This is a genomic window from Pseudoalteromonas rubra, assembly GCF_000967655.1.
GTDB lineage: Bacteria > Pseudomonadota > Gammaproteobacteria > Enterobacterales > Alteromonadaceae > Pseudoalteromonas > Pseudoalteromonas rubra_A.
The window spans coordinates 196289-208190 of record NZ_JXYA01000016.1 but is presented as its reverse complement, the minus strand read 5'-3'; the positions used below and the strand labels follow the sequence as shown (position 1 = coordinate 208190).

At 48.2% G+C, this 11902-nt stretch carries 11 protein-coding genes and 1 pseudogene; 9 read left to right on the top strand and 3 right to left on the bottom strand.

Annotated features, from left to right (window positions below; translation table 11 throughout):
• Positions 1–107: 107 nt before the first annotated feature.
• The 7 genes from TW77_RS08190 (at position 108) to TW77_RS08160 (ending at position 8449) form a co-directional block, all read left to right on the top strand.
• The gene (locus tag TW77_RS08190) at positions 108–860 is read left to right on the top strand and encodes an electron transfer flavoprotein subunit beta/FixA family protein (protein WP_046004472.1); all 753 of its coding nucleotides are present in this window, start codon (positions 108–110) and stop codon (positions 858–860) included.
• The gene (locus TW77_RS08185; RefSeq protein ID WP_046004471.1) at positions 857–1783 is read left to right on the top strand and encodes an electron transfer flavoprotein subunit alpha/FixB family protein; all 927 of its coding nucleotides are present in this window, start codon (positions 857–859) and stop codon (positions 1781–1783) included. Before TW77_RS08190 ends, TW77_RS08185 begins: the two co-directional genes overlap by 4 nt.
• 399 nt (positions 1784–2182) lie before the next feature.
• On the top strand, positions 2183–4972 hold the full coding sequence (locus tag TW77_RS08180) for a TonB-dependent receptor (protein ID WP_046004470.1): 2790 nt from the start codon (positions 2183–2185) through the stop codon (positions 4970–4972).
• Positions 4973–5071: 99 nt separating this feature from the next.
• Positions 5072–6283: a metallophosphoesterase gene (locus TW77_RS08175; RefSeq protein WP_428838743.1), complete on the top strand. Its 1212-nt coding sequence runs from the start codon at positions 5072–5074 to the stop codon at positions 6281–6283.
• A gap of 190 nt (positions 6284–6473) precedes the next feature.
• Entirely contained in the window at positions 6474–7601 is a 1128-nt protein-coding gene (locus tag TW77_RS08170; RefSeq protein ID WP_046004468.1) for a PAS domain-containing protein, read from the top strand.
• 85 nt (positions 7602–7686) lie between these two features.
• A complete protein-coding gene (locus TW77_RS08165) occupies positions 7687–8169 on the top strand; it encodes a hypothetical protein (protein WP_046004467.1) in 483 nt (160 codons plus the stop codon).
• Positions 8162–8449: a transcriptional regulator gene (locus TW77_RS08160; protein WP_046004466.1), complete on the top strand. Its 288-nt coding sequence runs from the start codon at positions 8162–8164 to the stop codon at positions 8447–8449. Before TW77_RS08165 ends, TW77_RS08160 begins: the two co-directional genes overlap by 8 nt.
• Before the next feature lie 39 nt (positions 8450–8488).
• On the opposite strand, the gene TW77_RS08155 is transcribed toward TW77_RS08160, so the two are convergent.
• The 3 genes from TW77_RS08155 to TW77_RS08145 all read right to left on the bottom strand — a co-directional run bounded on the left by TW77_RS08155 (position 8489) and on the right by TW77_RS08145 (position 11167).
• Positions 8489–9082 carry a GNAT family N-acetyltransferase gene (locus tag TW77_RS08155; protein ID WP_046004465.1) on the bottom strand — a complete coding sequence of 198 codons (594 nt, stop codon included), beginning with the start codon at positions 9080–9082 and terminating at the stop codon, positions 8489–8491.
• 157 nt (positions 9083–9239) lie between these two features.
• Positions 9240–9713 (bottom strand): peroxiredoxin, encoded by a 474-nt coding sequence (locus TW77_RS08150; RefSeq protein ID WP_046004464.1) that lies wholly within the window; start codon positions 9711–9713, stop codon positions 9240–9242.
• Positions 9714–9871: 158 nt separating this feature from the next.
• Positions 9872–11167, bottom strand: coding sequence for a hypothetical protein (locus tag TW77_RS08145; protein WP_046004463.1), 1296 nt, complete (start codon positions 11165–11167; stop codon positions 9872–9874).
• 200 nt (positions 11168–11367) lie between these two features.
• Between TW77_RS08145 and TW77_RS25770 the strand changes: the two are divergent.
• Together TW77_RS25770 and TW77_RS25765 are read left to right on the top strand one after the other, a co-directional pair.
• A pseudogene (locus tag TW77_RS25770) lies at positions 11368–11607 on the top strand (transposase); the annotation flags it as partial.
• Between the two features lie 78 nt (positions 11608–11685).
• Positions 11686–11862 carry a hypothetical protein gene (locus TW77_RS25765; RefSeq protein ID WP_156158626.1) on the top strand — a complete coding sequence of 59 codons (177 nt, stop codon included), beginning with the start codon at positions 11686–11688 and terminating at the stop codon, positions 11860–11862.
• Positions 11863–11902 lie beyond the last annotated feature (40 nt).

Genomic DNA, 11902 nt, shown 5'->3' with positions numbered 1-11902 from the left:
GTTATTTTAGGTTGACGTTTACGTCAACAGGAAGTAGTCTGGATTCATTAAATTGTTTTGTTGACGTTTACGTCAGCCCTATAGAATAACCAGATGATGGAGTAACCATGAAAGTACTTGTGCCAATCAAACGCGTGATTGACTACAATGTCAAGGCAAGAGTCAAGGCCGACAACAGCGATGTTGATCTGACCAATGTAAAAATGGCAATGAACCCGTTCTGTGAGATAGCGGTAGAAGAAGCAATCCGCCTTAAAGAAGCCGGTACAGCCAGCGAAGTCATTGCTGTGTCGATAGGCGACAAGGCCTGTCAGGAGCAGCTACGCACCGCACTGGCGCTGGGCGCTGACAAAGCCATTCACATTGAAACTGACGCCAAACTGGAGTCGCTTCATGTTGCTAAACTACTGGCAAAGCTGGTAGAGCAAGAAAGCCCTGAGTTGGTTATTCTGGGCAAACAATCTATCGATTCTGACAACAATCAAACTGGTCAGATGTTAGCTGCACTGACTAAACGCCCTCAGGGCACGTTTGCGTCTAAAGTTGAAATTGCAGACGGTAAAGCGGTTGTCACCCGTGAAGTAGACGGTGGTCTGCAAACGGTCGCACTTAACCTGCCTGCGGTTGTAACCACAGATCTGCGCCTGAATGAGCCGCGCTATGCATCTTTGCCCAACATTATGAAAGCCAAACGTAAACCACTTGATGTGATTGCAGCAGATACGCTGGGCGTTGATCTGGCGCCGCGTGTGGAGCTGGTTCGTGTGGCAGAGCCTGCCAAACGTGAAGCGGGTATCGTTGTTGAAAGTGTAGAAGAACTGGTTAATAAACTAAAAACTGAAGCTAAGGTGATCTCATGAGCGTACTAGTCATTGCTGAACACGAAAATGGTGTATTAAAGCCAGAAACGGCAAAAGTGGTTCATGCGGCGAGCAAGCTTGGCGCAGAGATCCATGTTCTGGTCGCGGGTCATAACGTTGGCTCGGTGGCAGAGGCTGCTGCACAAATCGCCGGTGTAACGGCGGTTAAGCTGGTTGACGACAGTGCGCTTGATCATCAGTTGGCCGAAAGCACAGCGGACTTGGTTATCACACTTGCACAAGGCTATAGCCATATTCTGGCTGCGGCATCGACTACAGGTAAAAATATCATGCCTCGCGTTGCGGCATTGTTGGATAAATCACAAATCTCTGAAATTGTAGATGTGGTAGATGCAGACACCTTTATGCGTCCTATTTATGCTGGTAACGCCATTGCTACGGTTAAATCATTAGAAGCACAAAAAGTTATCACCGTGCGTGCCAGTGCGTTTGATGCGGCTGGTGAGCAAGCCCCTGTTGCTGTCGAAACACTTACTGCGTCGGTTGAAAACACCAGCAGCAGCTTTGTCGGTGTTGAGCAAACTGAGTCTGAGCGCCCTGAACTAACGGCGGCACCTGTGGTTATTTCTGGTGGTCGCGGCATGCAAAACGGGGAGAACTTCTCACTGCTGGAAGGCATAGCAGACAAACTAGGGGCGGCCATTGGTGCGTCACGTGCTGCGGTTGACGCAGGCTTTGTACCAAATGATATGCAGGTCGGTCAGACGGGTAAAATCGTAGCGCCAGACCTATACATTGCTGTTGGTATTAGCGGTGCGATTCAGCATCTGGCAGGTATGAAAGATTCTAAAGTCATCGTTGCCATCAACAAAGATCCGGAAGCGCCTATTTTCCAGGTGGCTGACTACGGTCTGGTGGCTGATTTGTTCGACGTATTACCTCAGCTCGAACAAGCCCTGTAACAACAAATTCTGGTTGTTAAAGCCGTGAGCACGCCAGTGCCGCGGCTTTTTTCGTTTAACCAGCGTGTCATTATGACGCCAATTTTATGATTTTTAGCTTGCTCCCCATTTCTGTCTGTTAGTTCATAACCAAAAAGCACTACCTTAATCAGCTGCTTTTCTTAGGCGGGGTCAAAACAGCTCATATAATTACACTTCTGAGCGTATGTAGCGCTTTTTTCTCTTCAAATCCCAGAGGTTAGTGCCATAGAAGGGGGCATTTTGGCTCACCCAGCGCGAAAACGGCTTGGTTTCAAGGGGGTTAAGCCCTGTACCGACACTGGCTGCAATAATTTGGTCATTGAGCACGGTTAAGGTCTTCGCGGATTTTATAAACGACTCTTTCTGTGCGAGAAAAATATGAAAAATACTCTACCTTCCGTGATATCCAAAGCCTGTGTTGGCGTTGCTATGGCACTTGGCGTGTTAAGTGCGCCTGCGTTTGCCAATACGTTGCAAGGTGAACTGACCGATCAGCAAAACAAAGCCCGTTTTGAAGGCGCCAAAGTCATCATCAAGGAGTTGGGCCGCGAAGTCAGCTCTGAGCGAAATGGTGAATTCAGATTCATCAATCTACCGGCTGGCACCTATACGCTGGAAGTGCGTTACATTGGTGCGCAATCTGTTACCCAGCAAGTCGTGATTAAAGACAACCAGGTGACTCAAACACGAGTTCAGCTCAGTGCTTATCAGGGGGAAATGGACAACATCATAGTCAAAGGGCAGCGTGCCGGGCAGGCTGGTGCCCTGAACAGACAAAAAAATGCCGATGGCATTAAATCTGTGGTCAGCGCAGACAGCATTGGTCAGTTACCGGATCAAAATGCTGCTGAAGCGCTGCAACGTTTACCGGGTTTGTTTATCGAACGTGACCAGGGTGAAGGCCGCTTTGTAGGCATTCGGGGCATAGATCCGAACCTTAACAATGTGACTATTAACGGTGCTGCCGTGCCGTCTCCAGAAGGCGGTGTACGCAGTGTGGCGATGGATGTACTGCCGAGTGAAATTATCCAGAGCCTGGAAGTCAGCAAAACGGTCACGCCGGATATGGATGCCAATGCCATTGGCGGCAGCATCGAAGTGAAAAGCTTAAGTGCCTTTGACCGCGAAGGGGAGAGCTACAGCTTTACGGTGCAGGGAGCCTACAATGAGCAGGTCGAGAAGAGCAGCCCGAAACTGTCGGCAAGTTACAGTGATATTTATGAGATCAGCAGCCAGACACAGCTGGGTGTTGCAACCGCGGTTTCCTGGTTCGAGCGCAAGTTTGGCTCGCATAATATGGAAACCGATGGTGGCTGGATGGCACTTGAAATGGACGATGCCAATACAGGAGAGGAAGTGGCATTTTTTGGTGCTGAGGAAATTGAGCAGCGTCACTATAGCATTACCCGAGAGCGACTGGGTGCTGCATTAAACTTAGATCTGCATCAGGGGTTGTTCAACAAATATTACCTCAGAACTATGTACAGTGAGTTCTCAGACGATGAGTTTCGCCTGCGTAATGAGTACAAGTTTGATAAAGGCGAGTATCTGAGCGAGCAATCGGGCGATACCATGGCCTATTTTAGCGGCGCAGAAATGGACCGGGATACCAAAGACCGCTACGAAGAGCAAAGTATTCTGTCTGTGGTGGCTGGCGGTGAGCATCTGATCAGCGACTGGTTTATTGAATACAGTTTGGTGTACTCAAAATCAGATGAGCGAGAGCCGGAGCGCCTGGATATTGCCTTTGCCGGGGAAGACTTGATGCTGGGATATGCTAGCCTGGGCGACACCCCGGTACTGTCTCGTAGTGAGGCCGCGCATCAGTTAAGTGGTTTTGAACTGGATGAAATTGTTTACGAAAACAATCTCAGCGAAGACGAGGCAACCAGCTTTAAGCTGGATCTGAGCAAAGATCTGTTGATCGCGGGGCATAACGCGGAACTGAAGTTTGGTGCTAAGTACCGCGACCGCGAGAAGTTTAATTTAGTTAATGCTGTGGTGTATGACGGCGGGTTTGATGATGTTACGGCAGAGCAGTTTAAAACGCCTGCACCAGAATACGATCCGGGTGATTTTGGTCCGGGTTTGTCGCAGCACGGGCTGCAAGCCTATTTTGCACAAAATAAGGGCAGCTTTGAGCGTAACGAACAGGAAACTAGCATAGAATCAAAGGGGCGCAGTTACCGCTCTGATGAAACGGTCAGTGCTCTGTATGCAATGGTTAACATTGATTTTGGCAAACTCAATCTCATCACGGGAGTGCGATACGAGGATACAGACTACACCACCAGAGGGTATAGAGTAGCGCTCGAAAAAGACAACTTGACAGACAGTGAGCAAGTTAACATTACACCTTGGGAGGTGGATAAATCCTATGACCATTTACTGCCAAACCTGACCTTGCGTTACGAGCTGGCAGACGACCTGATCTCCCGCTTTGCTTATACCCAAACACTTGCTCGTCCCGGCTTTGAAGAGGCGGCTGCTTATCAGCTACTGGAAAGTGAAACGGGTGAAGACGATGGTCAGGTTGTGACTGAACGTGAAGGCGAAGTTGGTAACCCTGATCTGGACCCTTATGAGTCGCAAAATCTAGACCTGTCGATTGAATACTACACCGGGAACATTGGCGTTATGTCTGCAGGTTTGTTCCACAAGCAAATCGACAACTTTATCACTGAGCAGGAAGTACAAGGGGAGCCTCAGTGGGCGGGTTATAAAAAAGTCATGCAATACGTCAACGGTGGTGAAGCAGACCTGACGGGGATTGAACTGGCTTACAGTAAAAACTTCAAAAATGGCCTGATGTTTTCGGCAAACACCACTTTGATAGATGCTGATGACAAGTTGACCCGTCAATCCGATACCGTGGCAAACCTGATGTTTGGCTATGAAGACAACACACTCAGTGCGCGCATCAGCGGTAACTACAAAAGTAAGGCCTACCTGAGTACAGAAAATGAGGCACGTGTTTATCAGGACGACCACATGCAGTTAGATTTGAGCGTGAAATACTACTTTACCGAGCAAATGCAGCTGTATTTCAATGCCATTAACCTGACCGACGAGCCGCTTTATATTTATCACGGTGAGCAAAAATATAACTTCCAGTATGAGCAATACGGCCGCTCGTTTGAGCTGGGCTTTACTTACACCTCATTTTAAACTTGGCCGGAGTGTGCCGGGGTAACCCGGCACTGCGTATACCTTATGACTTTAAAACCACTTGTTCTTTGCTGCCTGAGCGTGCTTTGCGGCTCAGCGATGTCGGCTGACACTATTTCTTTCCTGGCCTTTGGCGATGGCGGCTATCATCCCGACTATCCAAAACTAAAACATATCGAAAAGCCAAAAAATAAGGCGCAGTTTATTGCCGCTGAAAAAGCCGACTGGCTGCAAGAACACCGTCCGCTTGATGAGTTTAATCATGCGCCTATCTACGTTTATCCTGATACTGACATTGCCACAGAGCAGACCGGGGCGATTGCCACGGGTAAGGCTATGGCAACCTTGTGTCAGCAAAAACGCTGTGACTTTGCCATTCAGCTGGGCGATAACATTTACCCAGACGGGGCGGGCGCCAACGATGGTAAAGACGATCAACAACGTATGAATGATTTGATCTTAAAACCACTACAGCCTTTATTTGCCCAACAGCCTGATCTGGTTGTGTATTCTGCGCTGGGCAACCACGACTGGAAAACCTCACGCAAAGGGGTCAAGCTACAAACCGAATGGATGGCAAAGCAGCCAAACTTTACCATGTCGCCCCAGGGCTATTACAGCTACACAATTGGGGAGCCGGGCAATGATGTGGAGCTGTTTGTACTGGATACCAATATGCTGCTTTCAGGCCAGCACTACTACGAGGTGCCATTGCGGCCCGACGGCAGCGAGCAGGGGTTGGCCAGTGCACTGGCTTCCGGCCAGGCTGAGGTAGAAGACATTGAACGTCATGAAGTGCCCGTTAACGGTGAGGATCATCGTCAGCTGGCATGGCTGGCTAACGGGCTGAAAAATTCCAAAGCAAAATGGAAACTGGTGTACGGACACCATATATTGTGGTCGATTGGCGGCACCAAATATGACGAAGGCCATGTGTTACGACGGCTTATTTTACCTGAGCTGTGCCAGTATGCTGATGCGTACATTGCCGGGCATGAACATGATTTGGAATTACTGACGGATGATTGCAGTCGCGTCATGCCGGGCAATACTAAACCTAAACTTCCGCTGATCATCAGCGGCGCGGCTGCAAAAATGCGTGGCACCCATACGCCCTTTGCCCAGCAGCAAGAAAAGCGCTATCCGGAATACGATCTGGTGTGGTCGAAAAGTTTTATCTGGGGCTTTGCGCACATTGAATTAGATAACCAGCATGACAGGTTGAATGTGTCTTTTTATACCACGCCACATGATCGCAGTGGCCGGTTAAAAGCAGAGCCATCCTTTAGCTTCGCCAGGCGCAGTAACTAAAGGGAGTTCGAAAAAAAGCACGGCGTTTGGGCTGTTCGTCACCCTAATGCAGTGCTTTTTTAGTCTGAACAAAAGTTCATGGCAGTGCGTATTGTGCACTATAGTTATACTCACACACAGATAGCGTATATGCCTGATATAACCCTAGTTCGGGTTGCGTATCTAAGATTAAATAAGAGTCGAGTTGCCAATGAATACTCATGATCCGTCAATGGAAGAAACCTTGTTTTTCGGTCAGCTAATGGAGAACTCCTCTCCAATTGAATTACTCAAACAAATCCTGATGAATTCTCAGCATGCCATTGTGGTAACCGATGCGGATCGTAACCATGGTTACCGTATTGTGTACGCAAACCAGGTATTCTGTCGTCATACTGGCTACGAACTTGCTGAGTTGGTGGGGCAGTCGACGTCAATATTACAGGGGCCAAAGAGCAACCGCAGGGTATTGGCCCGTCTCAGCCCGGCGCTGGAAAAAAATGGCTATTTTTATGGCTCGTCGGTGAATTACCGTAAAGACGGTTCCATGTATCCGGTAGAATGGAACATCTCGGCGATCACCAACGACGCCGGTGAGGTCACTCATTATATTTCACTACAGAAAGATCTGACCAACATGCGTCGTTTGGTCAGGCAAATTCGCGACTCTACCGAAGTGTTCAAACAGTTTTATCTGGATTCTTTGGGCAAAGGAAGTCGCTTTGGCAGCGGCTCTGATTCGGTGCTCAAGGCACTAAAAAGAAGTGCTAAATTGTTCAATGGCAGATTGAAACTGAAAGACAATGTTGAGCTTTTCCAGGACGCCTTTCCTTATCAGGAGCCGGAAGAAGACAAATTTGACGAACTGTTTTTTGACCTGGATGAAGCGTCCGCAGGTGAGGCCGACCAACGTCTTAATAAACAGGCGCTGAGTGCAGAGGAATTTTGGTCAGACAGTCCGATTGAAGAAGATGATGTTGAGTCAATCGTCGGTGCACTGGGTGAACTGGAATCTGAAACGGGCCTCATAGAGCTCAATGGGTATTCTGAGGCGCGCTTTAAAAATGTTGCCAGGTTATATAAAGAGCTCGCCAACACGCTCTATTTTTGTATTGAATTCAACGATGGCGCCTTGATGATAGATGAAGTCGCCGAACGCCTTGACGCTCAGGCTACCAACTCTTCGTTTCCAATCGAATTTTTGCTGATGTTTAACAAAGACATCAGTAGCTGGCTGCATGAGGTTTTTGTAGAGAAACAAGCCGGAAACGTCTTTGCGGGTGAAAGTAATGCCATTATGGCAGGGGAGCAGCTGCTGTCTTTAATTGGCAAAGAATAGGCGATAAATTAACCGCCCATCACTTGCCATTATGGAAAGTCACTGTTAGTCTTTAGTTTCCATAATGGAAAGTAAAGGAATGACAATGAATAAAGACACTAAAGCAGATGTGGATGCGGCACGGGCTGCTCTGGCGCTGTCGGGCAAGGCGAAACGACAGGCGCTTGTTTTACTCAGGCCACCCATTTGGCTGAATGGAATAATAAGCTTGCTGGCCGCTGCGGCCACCATTACCAGTGCACAGGCTAGTCATAGCAGCCTTTGGACTTTCTTTGCGCTCAGTACTTCATCCGCCCTGATAGCTCTGGTGGCGGGCTGGTCCTTTTATCTCAAGCTTTCGGGTGTTAGCGTAAAAAGCCCGCTTGGCAATAACTCTAAAAGCACCGCCCGTAACCTTGCACTGGCTCTGCTTAGCGCATTTATCGTCCTGTTGGGGTACCATCTTACACAGCAAGAGAGCTGGCAATTTGCTTATCTGGCAGGTTTACTGATTGGGATTTTGTGTAGTGTAGGGTTACACAAGTTACCTGCAGGCGAGTGGATATCACAGGACACAAATAATGGCTAAAGCGTGTTTTGATCCGCTGATCCATGCCCATAACCGGTTACAGATCTGCGCCTTGCTTGAAAGCGTCGCAGAAATGGAGTTTTCTGTTGTAAAAGCACAGCTTTCGGTCAGTGATTCGGTGTTATCTAAGCATGTCAAAGCGCTGGAGCAGGCCGGCTATATCACGCTGAGCAAACGTACCAGTCTGGCTCGCCAGCGTACCTGGTTGTCTCTAACCCGTGATGGAGAACTCGCTTATCTGGGTCATGTAGCGGCGCTGCGGGAGATTGTTGGTCTTTAAAAGCGCCCAGTAGCTAAGCGTTGAGTTAGTCGGTTAATATCAACCAGGTGACAGGTTCAACTGCATTGTTGTTGAGCCTGAAAAACCGAGCAACCAGTTTAAATAAGGAAAATGCTCTGTTTTAACCGCGACAAACCCTTTAGCTTCATAGAGTTTTCTTGCTCTGGCATTGCGGTCTATGACATCCAGGCGCACTGACGAATACTTGTGTCTCTGGGCATGAGTAACAATACAGTCCAATAGCTGAGCACCTATTCCCTGGCCACGATAGGCCTCCTGAACGGCGATCCCGTCCATAACCAGTCCATTCAAATCGGGCTGGCGTTCATACAGGCTGAATAGCAGGCCAGCACGTATACCACCCGGTAGACCCAAATGTTTAATTAACCCGATAATACCCAGGCCGCCTGTTAGCGCACCATAGCCATCACTAAATCCCGCGATCCCAATCGGCGTGTCATTATGCAGTGCGACGAACGAGTACCTGGGTATAAAACAATTCTGCAGAACGGCAACTCGCTTTGCTTTGTCGGGGATGGCATGAGAAAACTTACTACCAAATGCTTGGTCGTAGAGTTTAGCAATTGACTGAGCGTGTTTGATATCCCATCCTCGTTCAAATTTGACTGTCACGAGGTTACTCCCTTACATGTGAATTAGCTGATACAGACAATGAGGCAGCAGATTGGCTTGTTCGCAAGACCAAAATGAGGGAGCTGAAGACTCGTTGAGTTCACACTCGCTGAGTTGACACTCGTTGAGTTCACACTCCCTCGGTTAAAAACTCGGCTTATAGTTTTTCCAGGACCACTTCTGCTTTGCTGACCTCAAAGGTTTTAGGCGCTTCAACCAGCAGGGTTGTTACAACACCATTGTCAACTATCATGGCATAGCGCTGTGAGCGGATCCCACCGAATCCTTCTGTGTCCATTTCCAACCCAAGGGCTTTGGTAAAACTGGCGTCGCCATCACCCAGCATCATTATTTCGCTGGCATTGTGTGCCTCTCCCCAGGCTTTCATCACGAAAGCATCATTCACAGACACACACGCGATGATATCCACGCCTTTGGCCTTGATTTTATCAGCAAGTGTTACGAAGCCTGGTAAATGAGCCGCAGAGCAGGTCGGCGTGAAAGCACCGGGGACCGCAAAAAGTACAACTTTCTTATCTGCGAACAGGCTGTCGCTATGGTGTGTCACCATGCCATCTGCTGTCAGCTCACTTAATGTCGCTTGGGGTAAGGCTTGTCCTTGTTCAATCATGATTTTCCTCAATTGGATGTTAAGAGATTTACCCTATTTTAGACATAAAATCTCAGTTTAAACACAGACAAAACGCAAGGTTAATCGATGTTTTTACAAATATTATTGATTTGACAGAGGTAGCTTGAATGACTCAGGCTACCAGCTGTTTAGGCAGGCTACTTAGTTGAACCGTGTATGTAGTTAAAGATGTGACTCACACCGGCATTTTTGGTGGGGCCCGAGTACGCATGGCAATCAAAGCAGTTTGTTGCGGGTGTTAGGTTTTCAGGGCCCGTATAGACCACTTCATTAAATTTGCGCCCTTGCTGGGCATTGGTTTCCATGGTGGTATTGGCAAGCTGGATAGAGCCGCGTTGATTATCGCGATTGCTGGAGGGTTGGGCCACGTCATTCAGCCACAGCCCACCAACCAATTCATACTTGGCCAGTACTCGTAGCGAATTATAGGTTGGCATGCGTTTAAACACGTTATTCAGCTGCTCATTTAGCGAGATAATATTCGCGCGGTTGTGCTCGGCCTGGTTATCCCCCTCTGCGGTGCCTTGCGCGTATACCTGACAAACCTCAGTCGGAGGGCCTTCAAGTGGTGAATCGCCTTTCGAGTCTGGGTCAAAGGTTTTATTAAAGTTACAACCCGTGTCCGGATAAGGTAAGGATGCTGTGCATTGCTCGCTGGCAAAGCTCCAGTCCGAGACCGGCTGGTTTGCCTTTTGACAATCCGGTGCATTGTATTTGTGCTCAAAGGTGGCCCAGATAAACTCAGGGTGACTCGGGGTACTAATGACTAAATGAAAACCGACCATGCCATACACTTCATCGGCATCTAGCTCGCCATTATTATTGGTATCGGAGCGCACCCAAACATAGTTTGGTTTGTCTTTTTCACTGATCTTGCGCCAGGATGTTTTGATTTCGGTTGTGCCCGCAGGCAGCGTTGCTGAGCCTTGAGCGACATTACACATGCCACGATCAAAACGGGTTTCATATAATACGATATTACCGTTCTGGTCGTACAATACCGCATTGTTCAGAGCCTGATTCATCTCATGGGGTGCGGTAAAGTCTTCGTTTGTGGTATGCGGGTCTTTAGGGCCTCTGACAAACAATTTGGACTGCAAGGTATTGGGGGCACAGGAGTTCTGGCCACCGCCAATATATATGGCATAGCGGTCTTCGTTTAAAAAAGTACGCTCTTTACCATCGGGTGCATTCAGCAACGAAATAAACCATTGCCATGAAAACTGGTAAAACTGACACAAATTCTGCCCGCCGCCTGGGATTTCACTGGGCGGACTATTTGGGTTGGTAACCCAATTAATATTTGCCGGGCAAAACATCGGGTCTTGGCTGGAGGCGGTATTATTTGAGTCAGCTGAGCCTGACGGTTCGCTAGAGCAGGCTAATAATGTTGTGATGGCTGCACTGAGCAGAGAAAGTTTGAGGGGGCGCATAACAATTCCTTTCAATATCGAGACGGTCTTGTTAACTGTAGAGCAATTGTAAGAAGTTACCATTACCGGCGATTACAGGCGTTGTTTCTAGAGTCATTGAACTAATTTAGTCTTGTGTGATCAGATCTTGAAAGCAAACACCGAGACTGAACTTTGAAAGACAAGCGTATCACTAACTGGCATGATTACATGGTGCAAATAAACGTCGGACTTGGCGAAAGTTACATCTGGCCATTGATGCAAATACGCACCAAATCGTGGGGGCTGAGTTATCTACAATCTCCGTAGCTGATTCAGAAGTTCTTGGCGACTTACTCAGACCATTGCGCAGGAAGGTCAGCTCGGTAAAAGCGGATGGCGCATATGATACTAGAGGCTGTTATGCCGAAGTAGCAGCCAAAAAGGCCGACGCAGTGATCCCACCAAGGTGCAACGCGTAGTTCTGAGAGGATGGACATGCTTCCAACAGCGCGGTCATTTTAACAAAGCATATAGGTAGCAGTAAGTGGAAAAAGTGTGTGAACTACCTTCAACGTTCACTGGCGGAAACGGCAATGTATCGGGATAAACAGCTAATGGGTGACAAGCTGCTCAGTCTTGGATTCAATCAGCAGCACACTGAAGCGATGATCAAAGTGAAAGTGCTCAATAGAATGGCAGGGCCAGGTATGCCTGAATATCAGGGAAACAGCTGAAATCGCAGTGTTGCCTAAGCTATCTGGATTTGATTAACAA

Excerpts from the sequence above, each read along its gene's own strand:
- TW77_RS08160 (WP_046004466.1), top strand. The coding sequence starts at position 8,162 with ATGGCTAAAGCGTGTTTTGATCCGCTGATCCATGCCCATAACCGGTTA.
- TW77_RS08165 (WP_046004467.1), top strand. The coding sequence starts at position 7,687 with ATGAATAAAGACACTAAAGCAGATGTGGATGCGGCACGGGCTGCTCTG.
- TW77_RS08190 (WP_046004472.1), top strand. The coding sequence starts at position 108 with ATGAAAGTACTTGTGCCAATCAAACGCGTGATTGACTACAATGTCAAG.
- TW77_RS08180 (WP_046004470.1), top strand. The coding sequence starts at position 2,183 with ATGAAAAATACTCTACCTTCCGTGATATCCAAAGCCTGTGTTGGCGTT.
- TW77_RS08145 (WP_046004463.1), bottom strand. The coding sequence starts at position 11,167 with ATGCGCCCCCTCAAACTTTCTCTGCTCAGTGCAGCCATCACAACATTA.
- TW77_RS08170 (WP_046004468.1), top strand. The coding sequence starts at position 6,474 with ATGAATACTCATGATCCGTCAATGGAAGAAACCTTGTTTTTCGGTCAG.
- TW77_RS08185 (WP_046004471.1), top strand. The coding sequence starts at position 857 with ATGAGCGTACTAGTCATTGCTGAACACGAAAATGGTGTATTAAAGCCA.
- TW77_RS08175 (WP_428838743.1), top strand. The coding sequence starts at position 5,072 with ATGTCGGCTGACACTATTTCTTTCCTGGCCTTTGGCGATGGCGGCTAT.
- TW77_RS08150 (WP_046004464.1), bottom strand. The coding sequence starts at position 9,713 with ATGATTGAACAAGGACAAGCCTTACCCCAAGCGACATTAAGTGAGCTG.